This is a genomic window from Serratia sp. BNK-4 (assembly GCF_048685115.1).
Lineage (GTDB): Bacteria > Pseudomonadota > Gammaproteobacteria > Enterobacterales > Enterobacteriaceae > Serratia > Serratia bockelmannii.
This window is the reverse complement of record NZ_JBLQTM010000001.1, coordinates 3,016,071-3,029,565: the sequence shown is the minus strand read 5'-3', so window position 1 is coordinate 3,029,565 and position 13,495 is coordinate 3,016,071. Positions and strand designations below refer to the sequence as shown.

Genomic DNA, 13,495 nt, shown 5'->3' with positions numbered 1-13,495 from the left:
GGCGGCGGGTTACAATGAATACTGTGTATTCATACAGGTTGTGGCGATGACAATCGATCTTTTTGAAGACGCGCTGCCGCCGCCGTGGCGCGAAGAGATCGCCCCCGGCGCGGTGGTGATGCACGGTTTTGTGCGCGATCACGGGCCGGAGCTGCTGGCGGCGGTGCAGGGCGTGGTGGCCCAGGTGCCGTGGCGGCATTTGACCACGCCCGGCGGGCACGTGATGTCGGTGGCGATGAGCTGGTGCGGCAACGGCTGGACCAGCGACAGCCGCGGCTACCGCTATTCGGAACGCGATGCACGCAGCGGCAAACGCTGGCCGCCGATCCCGCCGATCCTGATGGCGCTGGCGGACGAAGCCGCGCAGCAGGCGGGCTTTGGCCCCTTCGTGCCGGATTCCTGTTTGATGAACCGTTACGATCCGGGCAGCAAGCTGTCGCTGCATCAGGATAAAGACGAACACGACTTCGGTGCGCCGATCGTCTCGGTGTCGCTCGGGCTGCCGGCGGTATTTCAGTTCGGCGGGCTGCAACGCAGCGACCGGGCGCGGCGCATCCCATTGGCGCACGGCGACGTGGTGGTGTGGGGCGGCCCATCGCGGCTCTGTTTTCACGGCATTTTGCCGGTCAAAGAAGGCTACCACTCGCTGGTGGGGCCGCACCGCATCAACATCACGCTACGCAAGGCGCTTTAACGGCGGCTCCTGCGCCAGGCAGGCGACGAGATAGTCGATAAACACCCGCAGTTTGGGCGGCAGATACTGGTTGGGCGCGTAAAGCAACCACAGGCCGCCGTGATAGCTGCTGAGGAAATCCCATTCCGGCAACACCTGCACGGTCTCGCCGTCGTCGAGCGCCTGGCGGGCGGTAAAGTACGGCAGGCTGCCGATGCCGATATGCCGTTTCACCGCGTCCAGCCGCACGCCGGTGTGGTTGGCGGCGTAGCGGCCGCGCACGTTGACCGTCACCGTTTTGCCGCTGCGGCGGAACTTCCATTGCGCATCGCTCGGCGTCTCTCCCAGATAGATGCAGCTGTGCGCCGCCAGATCGTGCGGGTGCTGCGGCGTGCCGTGCTGCGCCAGGTAGTGCGGCGTGGCGCACAGCAGATGGTCTATTCTCATCAACTGGCGGCCGATCAACCCGGGCGACGGGCGATCGGTAATGCGCAGCGCCAGATCGACCCGATCGTCGATCAAATCCATGTAGCGATCTTCCAGCCGCAGCCTCACGTCCACCTTTGGGTAGCGGCGCAGGAACTCCGGCATGTGCGGATGCAGCACGAAGCGGCCCACCGCTTTGGGTACGCTGACGCTGACCAGCCCTTCGGGCTCCACGGCGCCGCGCCCGCCGATCGCCATGACCGCGTCGGCCGCCGCCAGCAGGGTGCGGCAGTGCGCAAACGCCTCTTCGCCGCTTTCGCTCAGCCGCAGTTTGCGGGTGGTGCGGTGCAGCAGCTGCAGCGCCAGCGCCTGCTCGAGCTTCGCCACGCTGCGGCTGACGGCGGAAGGCGAAGTGCCCAGCTTGCGGGCGGCGGCGGAAAAACTGCCGCTCTCTACCACCTGAACGAAAATGGCCATTTCGGGCAACAGCGCGTAAGAAAGATTTGTGCTCATGACGCAAAGGTCCATTGTGATGGCGGCGGATTATGCTCCGATTATGACATGAATATAATGGCTCTTCGAACCGAGGAGAAAAATGATGACCGAACGACGTTATTACTACAGCGACGATTTACAGGGCCAGGCACGGGTGTTGAGCTGCGCGCCGGCCGAGGCGGGCGCTTACGCCGTGGAGCTGGACGCCACGCTGTTCCACCCGCAGGGCGGCGGCCAGCCGTCCGATGTGGGAGCGTTAGACGGCGTCGCCGTGCTGCGAGTGCAACAGCAGGGGGATTCCGTGGTGCACTTTACCGCCGCGCCGCTGCCGATCGGGCCGGTCACGATGCAAATCGATGAAGCGCAGCGTCGGCTGCACGCCCGTTGGCACTCCGGCGGGCATCTGATCGGCTGGCTGGGGGAAACCCGGGGGTGGCGGCCGGTCAAGGCGCATCATTGGCCGGGGGAAGGGCGCATCACTTTCGCGCCGGGACCGGATGCACAGACGATAGAAGCGGACTTTTTGCAGGCGGAGCTGGCGCGCTTGATTGCTGCCGATTTACCGCGCCGCCAACAGGCGGTGGCCGGTTTGCGCCAGATCGGTTTCGGCGAGCTGCCCGCCTACGGCTGTGGCGGCACCCATGTCGCCGCGCTGGGCGAGGTGGGCGCGATCGCGATCACCGGCATAAAGATGAAGAAAGGGCAGTTGAATGTGCAGTATGAGCTGGGTTGAATAAGGGAGAGCGGCTCAACGCCCGGCCTGCCGCAGCTGGGTGCAGAATGCGCATTGACATCCCGCTACCGGCACTGCCGCGCAGCTGCCGATGTTCACCGGCTGGGCGTCCATGGCGTGAAAGCCGTAAAACAGATTTTCGATGTTTTGTTCCGCCGCGCGCGCCTGTTCCGGGCGCGGTTCGGGCACTTTTGACTGAAACGCCGCGGCCTTGCCGGCCAACAGGCTGAGAAACAGCAGCGACAGCTGGATTTTCATCGTCGTCTTCCTTTGGCTGAGATTTTGATACTTTATAACAAAATGCATTCGTCGCCAAGCGACGCGTCTTGTGCGATTTACACCATTGGTTAGCGAAATTAGTTCGTTCAATTCCCCGCCGATTTGGTTTGTTATCTAACCCATAACTTTCAGAAATAATATGGGTGCGGCGCGAATGTTTAAGTTTTCTTTCAAGGTATTAACCGGTGGAATAGCGGTGGCGTTAGGAGGGGCGGCGGCGATGAGCCCGGCGTTGGCGGCGGTGCAGGGCGGCACGCTGATCTACCTCGAACAGCAGGCGCACACCAATCTTTATCCGCCTTCCGGTGGGTTTTACCCCAACGGCGGTATTCTCAATCAGATCACCGATAAGCTGACTTACCAGAACCCCAAGACGCTGGAAATTGAACCCTGGATCGCCGAGTCCTGGAGCAGCAACGCCGACAAAACCGAATATACCTTCAAGCTGCGCCCCGGCGTGACTTTCTCCGACGGCACGCCACTGGACGCCAACGCGGTGGCGAAGAACTTCGACACTTACGGGCTGGGCAACAAGGAGAAACGCCTGCCGGTTTCCGAGGTAATCAATAACTACCAGCGCAGCGAAGTGGTGGATCCGCTGACGGTTAAATTCTACTTCACGCGGTCGTCGCCGGGTTTCCTGCAGGGCACCGCCACTATTGGCTCCGGGCTGGTATCGCTCGGCACGTTGAACCGCAGCTACGACGAACTGGGCGATGCGCGCCATATCATCGGTTCCGGTCCGTTTGTGGTCAGCGGCGAAACGCTGGGGCGTGAGGTCGAGCTCAGCGCCCGCAAGGATTATGACTGGGGGCCGGCCAAATCGCCCCAACAAGGGCGAGCTAATCTGGACGGCATCAAGGTGATCGTCACCGGTGAGGACAGCGTGCGCATCGGTGCGCTGCAGGCCGGGCAGGCAGATTTTATCCGCCAGATCCAGGCCTATGACGAGAAGCAAACGCAGGATCAGGGCTTTATCATTTATGCCGCACCGACGCGCGGCGTCAACGACAGCATCGCTTTCCGGCCGGATAACCCGCTGGTGGCCGATCTGCGCGTGCGTCAGGCGCTGCTGCATGCCACCGACAGCAAACAGATCGTCGATACGCTGTTTTCCGTCAACTACCCGCAGGCCAAATCGGTGATCGCCTCCTCGGCCGCCAGCTTTGTCGATCTGTCCGACAAGCTGAAATTTGACCCGCAGCAGGCTAACCGGCTGTTGGATGAAGCGGGTTGGAAAAAGGGCGGCGACGGGCTGCGGGAAAAGGACGGCAAGAAGCTGGTGCTGACGGTGTATGAATCGTTGCCGCAGCCGCAGAACAAGGCGGTGTTGCAGCTGGTTTCTCAGCAGTGGGGGAAGGTCGGCGCGCGGCTGAACATTCTGGCGGGCGACGCCGGCAGCCGGGTGGCGGATAATCTCGACCCACAGAAAACCCCGGCGACGGTGGTGGAGGTGGGGCGCGCCGATCCGGACGTGATCAAAAGTCAGTTTTATCCAACCAATCGCGATGGGCTGCTGCAGAAGGGCGGTACCAGCAGCAACAGCAATTTTAGCGATGACAAGCTGAACGCCCTGCTGCTCGGCATTGCCTCCGAGGTTGACGCGCAAAAGCGCCTGCAGACAGCCGGTGAGGCGCAAAACTACCTGATTGACCAGGCCTACGTGATCCCGTTTTTTGAGGAGCCGCAGGTGTTCGCCGGCGCGCCTTATTTGAAGGGGGTGAGCTTCGAAGCGGTCGGCCGCCCGAGCTTCTACGGCGCCTGGTTAGAGAAACATTAAGGGGGCGCAATGAAGCGATATCTGGCGGGGCGCATCGGGCAGGCGGCATTGGTGCTGTGGGCGGCCTTTACCCTGTCGTTCCTCCTGCTGCAGGTGCTGCCGGGCGATGCGATCCTGATCAAATTCCAGAACCCGGACATGGGGCTGAGCCCGGCGCAGATCGCTGACATGCGCGCGGCCTATGGCGCGGATGTCCCCTTGTGGCGGCAGTATCTGCATACCCTGGGCAGCGTGCTGCATGGCGATTTGGGCTTCTCAATGCAGGCCGGGGTGCCGGTTACCGCGCTGCTGGCGGCTAATCTGCCCGCCACGCTGCAGTTGGCGGTACTGGGCTTTGCGGTGGCGTTGCTGCTGGCGCTGATTATCGCTTTTGCTTCCAACCTGACCGGCTTCGGCTGGCTGCGTTCGGCGCTGCAGATGCTGCCGTCGCTGTTCGTTTCAGTGCCCACCTTTTGGCTGGGCATTGTGCTGATTCAGCTCTTTTCGTTCCGCCTGAAGCTGATCCCGATCATTAACCCCGGCGAGTGGCAGGGGGTGATTTTGCCGATCGCGACGCTGGCGCTGCCGATCTCTGCGCCGTTGGCGCAAATTCTGATCCGCAGCATCGATGCGGTGCAAACCCAGCCGTTCGTCGCGGTGGCGCGGGCCAAGGGCGCCAGCCGCAGCGGGGTGCTATGGCGGCATGTGGCGCGCAACGCCATGCTGCCGGCGCTGACCATCGCCGGCATGCTGTTCGGCGAACTGATCGCCGGGGCGCTGATCACCGAAACCGTGTTTGGCCGCAGCGGCCTGGGGCAATTGACCCAGCAAGCGGTGGTCAACCAGGATGTGGCGGTGCTGCAGGCGATAGTGCTGATCTCGGCCACCGCTTTCGTCATCATCAATTTGCTGGTGGATCTGCTGTTCCCACTGCTGGATCCGCGGCTGAAAACCCAGGCAGGAGCATCCCTATGAGCAGTATCTCCTTTGAAAAAGCCACGGTTCCTGAGCGCGATCTGTCCGGCGCTGAAAGTGAAGGCGCGCTGCCCGCCAGTCGTCCAAGCCGCCGCCGTGTCCCCCTGACGCTTTTGCTGGCCTGGGCGGTCATTGCGCTGGTGGTGCTGTGGGCGTTGGCGCCGCAGCTGTTTACCGCCTACAGCGGCACCGAAGGCATTGCCGGCGCGCAGCGGCTGGCGCCCGGCGGTGACCATTGGCTTGGCACCGATCAGCTGGGACGCGACCTGTATGCGCGCATGGTGTACGGCGCGTCGCAAACCCTGACCGGCGCGGTAGTGGCGGTGGCGCTGGGGTTGGTGTTCGGCACCGCGCTCGGCCTGATCGCCGGTGCGTTGGGCGGCGTGGCGGACGACGCGGTGATGCGCGTCGTCGATGTGCTGTTGTCGATCCCCGGCCTGCTGCTGTCGCTGAGCATTATCATCCTGCTTGGTTTCGGTACGGTCAACGCCGCCATCGCGGTGGGTGTCACTTCAGTTGCCAACTTTGCCCGTCTGGCACGGGCGGAAGTGGTGCGAGTGCGGCACAGCGATTACGTTGAAGCGGCCTACGGCAGCGGCGGTAGCTTTTGGACGGTGCTGTGGCGGCATATCCTGCCGAACTCGCTGACTTCGGTGATCGCCTTCTCGGCGCTGCAGTTCGGCAGCGCGATCCTGGCGATCGCCACCCTGAGTTTCCTCGGTTACGGCACTCCGCCGCCAACCCCGGAATGGGGGCTGCTGATCGCCGAAGGGCGCAACTACATTTCCACCGCCTGGTGGCTGACCACCTTCCCGGGCATTGTGGTGGTGGCGGTAGTGTTGGCGGCTAACCACATCAGCCGTTCGCTGGGAGGAAAAGCGCGATGAGCATGCAAGCGGCATGGCAACGGGCGGCGCGGCCGCCGGTACTGGCGCTGGACAAGGTTTCCATCGCTTATGAGGGCAACGAAGGCAGGCGAAGGGTGGTGCATGAGGTGTCGTTCACGATTGAGCCGGGCGAGGTGGTGGCGCTGGTTGGCGAATCCGGTTCCGGCAAAACCACCACGGCGCAGGCGATCATCGGCTTGCTGGCCGACAACGGCCACCTTGAACAGGGCACCATCCGGCTGCACGGTACCGATATCGCCGGCTGGTCATCGCGGCGTCTGGATGCGGTGAGAGGGGCGCAAATCAGCCTGATCCCGCAAGATCCCGCCAGCTCGCTCAACCCGGTAAAAACCATCGGCGAGCAGGTGGCGGAGATCGTCAATATTCACCGCCGGTTGCCGCGCGCGCAGGTACAACAGCGGGTGACGGAACTGTTGACTCGCGTCGGGCTGACGCACCCGGAACTGCGGGCGCGCCAGTTTCCGCATCAACTTTCCGGCGGCATGAAGCAGCGGGTATTGATCGCCATCGCTATTGCGCTGCAGCCGGTGTTGATCATTGCCGACGAACCGAGCAGCGCGCTGGACGTGACGGTGCAAAAACGCATTCTCGATCTGATCGACGAGCTGCGGCGCGAATTTGGCACTGCAGTGTTGCTGGTGACGCACGATTTGGGCGTGGCGGCGGAACGCGCCGATCGACTGCTGGTGTTCCGCCACGGCCGGGTGCAGGAACAGGGGGCTACCGCCGAGGTGCTGCGCGCGCCTGCCAGCGCATACACCCGCAAACTGTTTGCCGATGTGCCTTCATTGAGCGGCGCCGTTGCGCCGCCGCCGAAACGCAGCGGGCAGCCGCCGGCGATCGTGGTTCAGGCGCTGGTGAAGGATTTTCGGCTGTCCGGCGGCCAGGGGTTCCGCGCGCTGGATAGTGTGTCGTTTAGCGTGCCGCGCGGCACCACCCATGCGTTGGTAGGAGAGTCCGGGTCGGGCAAAAGCACGCTGGCGCGTTGCCTGCTGGGCTTCGAGCGGCCGGATGCCGGGCAGATCCTGATCGACGGCGTCAACGTTATCGGTCTCAGGGGCGAAGCGCTGCGTCAGTTTCGGCAGCGCATTCAGCTGGTTTATCAGAATCCGTTCAGCTCGCTCGATCCCAAACAGACTCTCTATCGGGTGATTGAAGAACCGCTGCTGAATTTCGCGCCGATCGGCAAACCGGAGCGCGATCGGCGGGTGCGTGAGCTGTTCGAACGGGTTGCGCTGCCGCCCGATTTGCTGAACCGCAGGCCGCACGAGTTGTCCGGCGGCCAGCGTCAGCGGGTGGCGATTGCCCGCGCGCTGGTGCTGCAACCGCGAATATTGGTATTGGATGAGGCCACGTCGGCGCTCGACGTCACGGTGCAGGCGCAGATCCTGCATTTGTTGCAAGAGTTGCAGCAGGAGCGGGACCTGACCTACCTGTTTATTTCTCACGATCTGGCGACGGTGCGGCGGATTTCGCACAGCGTTTCGGTATTGCACCGCGGTGAACGGGTGGACGGCGGCGCCACCGCCGAGCTGTTCGCCATGCCGGGGAGCGATTACACCCGTCAATTGATCGCCGCCATTCCCGGCCGCGCATCGCATGCCGGACAGCCAAAATTTGAGGAGGCGATATGAGCGGAAAAAGACTCGGTTTCTTCACCCGATTGCTGGATCAGGGCAGCGCGCAGGAGCGCTACCGGCTGGCGATCGAACAGATCGTGCACGCCGAACGAGCCGGGTTCGACACCGCTTGGGTGGCGCAGCACCACTTTCATGCTGATGAGGGTGGTCTGCCATCACCGCTGGTGTTTTTGGCGCAGGCGGCGGCACGCACCCGCCGTATCCGGCTGGGCACCGGGGTGATCACGTTGCCGATGGAGTCGGCGCTGCGGGTGGCGGAAGACACTGCGGTGCTGGATCTGTTGTCCGACGGCAGACTGGAGGTGGGCGTGGCCGGCGGCGGCACGCCGTCTTCTTTCGCCGCTTTCGGTCTCGACGCCGGTCAGCGCAACACGGCATTCGCCGAGAATTTGCGCACGTTGCTGAGTGCCTGGCGCGCAGAGGCGTTGGGCGGCGAAGACAACCGGCTGTACCCGGCGGCGCCGCAGCTGGCGCAACGTGTCTGGCAGGCCACGTTCTCGGTGGAGGGGGGGAACGGGCCGGCCGCGCCGGTGACGGCCTGATGCTGTCGCGCACGCAGCCGCGCCCCGCGGACGCGCCTGACCTGCCGCTGGACGAACTGCAGAATCCGATCATTGACGCTTATCTGGCGGCGCTGCCGCCAGGGGTGGCACCGCGCATCATGGGGTCGCGCACCGCGTTTGTCAGCGAGAACGGCCAGCAGGCGCGCGACTTCGCCACGGCCGGGTTGAGCCGTGGGCTGGAGCGTATGCGCGCCAGCGGCCACCGGTTGGCCGATACGTCGCTCGACGGCCTGATCCGCGCTTTCGACGTGCACTTGGGCACGCCAGATCAGGTGATAGCCTCGTTACAACGGGACAGCGCGCTGGCGCGCGTCACCGATCTGGCGTTTCAGGTGCACTCTATCGATCCACCGCACGCCCATATTCTGCGTTCTATCGATCTTATCGCCCGCCACGTGGCCCCTGAACTGGGCTGGCGGCGCGGCACGCCTGCCGCTGCTTATGAATATCACGTTGAGGAAAAGCTATGACGACATTATCGCACCAGGTCGATCTGCTGGCCGAACTGGCCGAACTGGCCGAGATTGCGCTGGATTCCACGCTGGCGCAGGCCAGAGCCACCCGTCAGGCGGCGACCGATGCCGTTCAGTCCAGCTATCTGGCGCTGTTTGCGCCTGCGGACGCCGGCGATTTTCCGCTGGCGCAGCGGCTGCGCTTGGCTCAGCGCATCAGTGAATGGCACGGCGAGCCGCGCTTGGCCGCGCACTACGCTGCTCTGCTGGAACGTCAGGGCGACGCGCCGGAAGACGAGCGGCTGCCGGTGGCGTTGGCGCATGCAGAACGTTTGGCGTTTCAACCGGCCAACGCCAACGCCCAGCACTTGCAGGCGCTGCGGCAGGCCGGCTGGTCGCTGGACGCCATCGTCACATTGTCGCAGTTAATCGCCTTTGTCAGTTTCCAAAGCCGCTTGCTGCGGGGCTACCGGCTGTTGGGCGGCAAGACGGACGACGCTGCGGCGCATCAGCCGGTAACGGCCGGCCGCTGGCGTACGGAGCGCACGACGCGAGGCGGCCGTCACGCGCCGCCGGCGTTTACCCGGCAAGAACTGGGGTGGGAGCCGTGGATCGCCGCCAAACCGTTGGCGGAATTCGATGACGCCGGCCGGGCGTTGCTAGAGCGGTTTGGCCACGCCGATTCCGATTACTTCCGCCTGTTGGCGCGCAACCATCCGGTGCTGGAACAACGCACGCTGGCGGACCGGGCGATTTTTTATACCTCCGGCGGGTTGGCGCGGCAGGATCGCGAGCTGGTGGCAACGGTCGCCAGCAAGGTGAACGGCTGCATCTACTGCGCCTCGGTGCATGCGCGCAAGGCGGCGCAGCTGTCGAAGCGCGAAGCCGAGATAGATCGGTTGCTGGCGGTGGCGCCGGGCGGCGCGTTGAGCCAGGGGCAGGATGACGCCTGGCAAGCGCAGATAACCTTTGCCGCCGCACTATCCGCAACGCCGCCGCAGGCCGACGCCGGGCAGCTGGCGGCGTTGCGCGCTCAGGGCCTGGATGAGCTGGCGCTGTTGGATTTGGTGCAGGCGACGGCGTTTTTTGCCTGGGCCAACCGGTTGATGTTGACGCTGGGCGAACCTTATCTCTGATCCTCTTAACCGTTCAGGCGGCAGCGCCGTTGGCTGCCGCCTGAACGCGCTCGGGTATTGCCATTGACGTTATTGTTACGCGCTGTAACAGTTTCTCACCCGATTAACATTTTGACGCATCTTTTGCCGATACGCAGACAGATAATTCAAATTACAAAAATTGCCCGACTAAACGAATATTTAGATACTCGCTGGGCAGCCTGGCCAGTGCTGACACGTTTTTAAATTCTGAGCATACAGAAAGATGCCTCTGTAGGTATCGTCACGCACTCTGGACAGGACATCGCCACCATGGGCTCTTTTTTTAAGCAGATCTACCGCTATTCCCACGCGCGCCCTTATCGGCATAACGAAAACCTCTGGCCCTACGTGAAGATCGCGCGCGGCGAAGGCGGTGAAATCGCCGCCTTATGGTACAAGCACCGGGCGGTGCCGATCGTCCCGCTGAGCGAACTGCGCAGCAGTTGCCGGGGAGAGGTGCTGCTGACGGCTACCGGCCCGTCGGTGAAGGCGCTGCGCTTCGAAAATATTCCCGCCATGCCCGCCATCGGGGTCAACGGCGCCTATTTTCTGCATCGGCAGGTGGATTTTCGCTTCTACGTCATCGTGGACATGGGGTTTATCGACAGCCGCCCAGAGATCGTGCGCGACGTCATTCAACGGCCTGAGCTGACGCTGTTCACCACCGTGCACGGCGTGGCGCGCATTCTCGATCGCTTTGGCCCGGCGGCGATCGGTTGCCGATTGGCGATCGTCGAAGACGCGGCCTGCAAGATTTACCGCCCCCGGATCGACAGCGGCGCGCTGTGGGATCACTACTGCCGGGAAAACGGCGTGGTCTTTGCCGCCGAGAGCCGCATGCTCGGCTTTAGCCAGGATATCCGCTGCGGCATTTTCGATGCCGGCACCGTGGCCTATTGGGCGCTGCAAATCATCGCCTATCTCGGCTTCAGGCAGCTGTTTATCGCCGGACTGGACATGAACAACTTCCACCAGCCGCGCTTTTACGAAACCGAGCAGGATCGCTTGCCGACGTTTCTGGCGGACAAGGTGGCGTCGCTGGTGATCCCCGCTTTTCGACACGCCGGCGCGATCATGAAAAAGCAGCAGATCGCGATTAAAAACCTCTCCCTGCACAGCGCTATCGGCAGCGATATCTTCGAGAAGGTGGACGGCAATGTTTACTTTCAGCAAGCCTGAGCGGTGTTATCGCTTCGGCAGCGCGCTGTTTTTAGCCTTCGCGTTTTTCAGCGCGATCTTTTGCGGGCAGACCCGCGTCAACAACCTGTTTCATTTGGCGGCGCTGCTGTGGCTGGCCGCCGTGTTCACCTGGCCGCCGCTGCGGCGGCAGCTGTGGGCCAATCGTCAGGCGCGCTGGGGCGGCGGGCTGGCGCTGATGTTTTTGCTTTATTATTCCCTCAGTGCGCTGTGGGGCGAGACGCCGGGCGACATGCCGTCGGCCCTGACCCACAGCGCCTATATTCTGCTCTATCTCGCCTGGCTGGTGACGCTGCTCGACGGTGAGCGGCGTCATCAACTGCTGTGGGCGATGCTGGCCGGCATGACGGCGCTGTGCCTGTATCTGACGCTGGTAGACGCCCCGTCGATTTATCATCTGCGGGAAACCACCGCCCGCAATCCGGGGCCGAGCAACGTGATCGATCTGGCCGGTTACGCCGCCATCGCCATTTTGTTGAGCCTGATGATTTTCCGCGATACCGGGCAAAAAGCGGCGCTGTGCTTTATCCCGCCGCTGCTGGCATTCATGGTGCTGACGCAAAGCCGCGGCCCGCTGATCGCACTGGCGCTCGCGGTGGTAGTGGCGATGCCTTATCGACACCGGCCGGGACGGTGGCTGTGGTTTCTGTTGCCCGGTGTGCTGGCTGTGGTTCTTGTCGTCGTTTACAGCGCGATCGGCGAAATGTTGCTGACGCGTTTTGGCGAGCTGTATCAACAGAGCTTTGTTCGCATCAGCATCTGGCGCCACAGCCTGGCGCTGATCGGACAGGCGCCGTTCTTCGGCTACGGCTTTGATAAGCAGCTTAACTTTCTCAATTACACCGGCGAGCTGAACCACACCACGCACAGCCTGTACCTCGGCGCGTTGCTGAAGGGCGGCTGCGTGGGTTTCCTGTTGCTGCTGGCGCTGCTGGGATATGGCGCGCGGCTCGCCATCGCGCACTGGCGCGCAGGGCGGCGTTGGGAAGCGGCCATGTTTCTGTTTATGCTGGTGTTCTACAGTTCGCAGGGCATGTTTGTGATCGCCAATCCGGCGGAGTTTTGGTACCTGTTTTGGCTGCCGCTGGCGATGCTGCTGTCGCAGCCTAAGCGGTTGCCGATCAGGGGTGTACCGGCGGTAACGCCGCCAGGGTCTTCTCCAGCACCTGTTCCGCCGCGATGAGGCTGAGCGGTTGGCTGCGCTGGGCCGTATCCAGCGCGGCGCTATCAACCGGCACGTGCATCACCTGATGCCGCTCGCTGTCCTGATAGGGGCCGGTATGCCGCGGGTTAGCGGTGACGAACAGGCTGACGGTGGCGGTTTTCAACGCCACGGCGAGGTGAAGCGGGCCGGTATCGCCGGTCACCAGCACCTGCAGATTGGCGATGGTCGCCAGCAGTTGCGGTAACGTGGTCGCGCCGATATGGCTTACCACCCGCTGTTGCTGTTCCTCACTCAAACCCGCCATAAATTCCCGCTCGAGGCTGCGCTCCGCCTTGCTGCCAATCAACTCGATCTGGCAGTCGGGGGAGTGCGCCAGCAGCCGTTGCGCCAGCTGAACAAAGCGTTCGACCGGCCAACGACGCAGCGTTTCGGAGGCGCCCATCTGAAAACCGATCGGGATCTTGCCCGTCGGTTTCGCCAGTGCGGGTAGGGCGACCGGGATGAACATGTCAGGATTGTCGGTACGGCATCCCAATTGCCCCACCATATCCAGCTTGCGCTGAATCAAATGGCCGCCGGTGCTGCGGCTGACGCCGGTCAGCCAGCGTTCCATGCCGCTCGGTTTGTTGCCATAAATGTCTTTGAACAGGTATTGGCAGCCGGCGGTGATGGCGACCAGCACGTCATAAGGCGCCTTCGAGTGCAGGATGACCGCCAGCTGCGGCCGGTTTTTTCGCAGGCGCCGGATAACGCCCAACATGTCTTTAGCCTTGTGATCCCAGTAAATTACGTCATGAAAGCAGGAGCTGCCTTCGACCAGCTGCCGGTTTTTGTGGCTGGAGACCAACGTGATTTGCGCGCCGGGATAGCGCTCACACAGTGCGCGGATGGCGGGCGTATTGAACATCAGATCGCCGAGGGCACTGGTGGAGAAAATCACGATGCGTTCAAAGGATTGCTGCGGATCGAAGCTCGCTGCGGGCCGGAAATTGCCCGCGATGCGGGTATAGAGACGCAAACCGGCGTTGGCCGCCGCTATTTTCCACTGTTTAGACATTGCCGTTCGCTTCCGC

12 protein-coding genes and 1 pseudogene are annotated in these 13,495 nt (G+C 63.0%); 10 read left to right on the top strand and 3 right to left on the bottom strand.

The window, feature by feature from the left end; genetic code table 11:
* Positions 1-46: 46 nt before the first annotated feature.
* Positions 47-694: a DNA oxidative demethylase AlkB gene (gene alkB / locus ACMGGW_RS14540; protein ID WP_089194933.1), complete on the top strand. Its 648-nt coding sequence runs from the start codon at positions 47-49 to the stop codon at positions 692-694.
* Here alkB and ACMGGW_RS14535 read toward each other — a convergent pair.
* Positions 677-1,612 carry a LysR family transcriptional regulator gene (locus tag ACMGGW_RS14535; protein WP_142590235.1) on the bottom strand — a complete coding sequence of 312 codons (936 nt, stop codon included), beginning with the start codon at positions 1,610-1,612 and terminating at the stop codon, positions 677-679. The genes alkB and ACMGGW_RS14535 overlap by 18 nt on opposite strands.
* Before the next feature lie 85 nt (positions 1,613-1,697).
* Here ACMGGW_RS14535 and ACMGGW_RS14530 point away from each other — a divergent pair, with 85 nt between their 5' ends.
* A complete protein-coding gene (locus tag ACMGGW_RS14530; RefSeq protein WP_197832563.1) occupies positions 1,698-2,327 on the top strand; it encodes an alanyl-tRNA editing protein in 630 nt (209 codons plus the stop codon).
* Positions 2,328-2,342: 15 nt separating this feature from the next.
* Here the strand turns inward: ACMGGW_RS14530 and ACMGGW_RS14525 are convergent, their stop codons facing one another.
* On the bottom strand, positions 2,343-2,585 hold the full coding sequence (locus ACMGGW_RS14525; protein ID WP_025303447.1) for a hypothetical protein: 243 nt from the start codon (positions 2,583-2,585) through the stop codon (positions 2,343-2,345).
* Between the two features lie 241 nt (positions 2,586-2,826).
* Here ACMGGW_RS14525 and ACMGGW_RS14520 point away from each other — a divergent pair, with 241 nt between their 5' ends.
* The 8 genes and pseudogenes from ACMGGW_RS14520 to ACMGGW_RS14485 all read left to right on the top strand — a co-directional run bounded on the left by ACMGGW_RS14520 (position 2,827) and on the right by ACMGGW_RS14485 (position 12,440).
* Complete coding sequence (locus ACMGGW_RS14520; RefSeq protein ID WP_342102338.1) at positions 2,827-4,386, top strand: TIGR04028 family ABC transporter substrate-binding protein; 1,560 nt, start codon at positions 2,827-2,829, stop codon at positions 4,384-4,386.
* Positions 4,387-4,395: 9 nt separating this feature from the next.
* Positions 4,396-5,340 (top strand): ABC transporter permease, encoded by a 945-nt coding sequence (locus ACMGGW_RS14515; protein ID WP_127146064.1) that lies wholly within the window; start codon positions 4,396-4,398, stop codon positions 5,338-5,340.
* Positions 5,337-6,227 (top strand): ABC transporter permease, encoded by an 891-nt coding sequence (locus ACMGGW_RS14510; protein ID WP_089196033.1) that lies wholly within the window; start codon positions 5,337-5,339, stop codon positions 6,225-6,227. The genes ACMGGW_RS14515 and ACMGGW_RS14510 overlap by 4 nt, the downstream gene beginning before the upstream one ends.
* Complete coding sequence (locus tag ACMGGW_RS14505; RefSeq protein WP_197832551.1) at positions 6,224-7,882, top strand: dipeptide ABC transporter ATP-binding protein; 1,659 nt, start codon at positions 6,224-6,226, stop codon at positions 7,880-7,882. Before ACMGGW_RS14510 ends, ACMGGW_RS14505 begins: the two co-directional genes overlap by 4 nt.
* A pseudogene (locus ACMGGW_RS14500) lies at positions 7,879-8,921 on the top strand (putative FMN-dependent luciferase-like monooxygenase). Before ACMGGW_RS14505 ends, ACMGGW_RS14500 begins: the two are co-directional and overlap by 4 nt.
* Entirely contained in the window at positions 8,918-10,039 is a 1,122-nt protein-coding gene (locus ACMGGW_RS14495) for an alkylhydroperoxidase domain protein (RefSeq protein ID WP_197833486.1), read from the top strand. Before ACMGGW_RS14500 ends, ACMGGW_RS14495 begins: the two are co-directional and overlap by 4 nt.
* Positions 10,040-10,330: 291 nt before the next feature.
* Complete coding sequence (locus ACMGGW_RS14490; RefSeq protein WP_025303440.1) at positions 10,331-11,239, top strand: sugar glycosyltransferase; 909 nt, start codon at positions 10,331-10,333, stop codon at positions 11,237-11,239.
* Positions 11,217-12,440 (top strand): O-antigen ligase family protein, encoded by a 1,224-nt coding sequence (locus ACMGGW_RS14485; RefSeq protein WP_060447885.1) that lies wholly within the window; start codon positions 11,217-11,219, stop codon positions 12,438-12,440. Before ACMGGW_RS14490 ends, ACMGGW_RS14485 begins: the two co-directional genes overlap by 23 nt.
* Here the strand turns inward: ACMGGW_RS14485 and ACMGGW_RS14480 are convergent.
* Positions 12,379-13,479 (bottom strand): glycosyltransferase family 9 protein, encoded by a 1,101-nt coding sequence (locus tag ACMGGW_RS14480; protein WP_197832553.1) that lies wholly within the window; start codon positions 13,477-13,479, stop codon positions 12,379-12,381. The genes ACMGGW_RS14485 and ACMGGW_RS14480 overlap by 62 nt on opposite strands.
* Between the last annotated feature and the right edge of the window lie 16 nt (positions 13,480-13,495).

Excerpts from the sequence above, each read along its gene's own strand:
- alkB (WP_089194933.1), top strand. The coding sequence starts at position 47 with ATGACAATCGATCTTTTTGAAGACGCGCTGCCGCCGCCGTGGCGCGAA.
- ACMGGW_RS14535 (WP_142590235.1), bottom strand. The coding sequence starts at position 1,612 with ATGAGCACAAATCTTTCTTACGCGCTGTTGCCCGAAATGGCCATTTTC.
- ACMGGW_RS14530 (WP_197832563.1), top strand. The coding sequence starts at position 1,698 with ATGACCGAACGACGTTATTACTACAGCGACGATTTACAGGGCCAGGCA.
- ACMGGW_RS14525 (WP_025303447.1), bottom strand. The coding sequence starts at position 2,585 with ATGAAAATCCAGCTGTCGCTGCTGTTTCTCAGCCTGTTGGCCGGCAAG.
- ACMGGW_RS14520 (WP_342102338.1), top strand. The coding sequence starts at position 2,827 with ATGAGCCCGGCGTTGGCGGCGGTGCAGGGCGGCACGCTGATCTACCTC.
- ACMGGW_RS14515 (WP_127146064.1), top strand. The coding sequence starts at position 4,396 with ATGAAGCGATATCTGGCGGGGCGCATCGGGCAGGCGGCATTGGTGCTG.
- ACMGGW_RS14510 (WP_089196033.1), top strand. The coding sequence starts at position 5,337 with ATGAGCAGTATCTCCTTTGAAAAAGCCACGGTTCCTGAGCGCGATCTG.
- ACMGGW_RS14505 (WP_197832551.1), top strand. The coding sequence starts at position 6,224 with ATGAGCATGCAAGCGGCATGGCAACGGGCGGCGCGGCCGCCGGTACTG.
- ACMGGW_RS14495 (WP_197833486.1), top strand. The coding sequence starts at position 8,918 with ATGACGACATTATCGCACCAGGTCGATCTGCTGGCCGAACTGGCCGAA.
- ACMGGW_RS14490 (WP_025303440.1), top strand. The coding sequence starts at position 10,331 with ATGGGCTCTTTTTTTAAGCAGATCTACCGCTATTCCCACGCGCGCCCT.
- ACMGGW_RS14485 (WP_060447885.1), top strand. The coding sequence starts at position 11,217 with ATGTTTACTTTCAGCAAGCCTGAGCGGTGTTATCGCTTCGGCAGCGCG.
- ACMGGW_RS14480 (WP_197832553.1), bottom strand. The coding sequence starts at position 13,479 with ATGTCTAAACAGTGGAAAATAGCGGCGGCCAACGCCGGTTTGCGTCTC.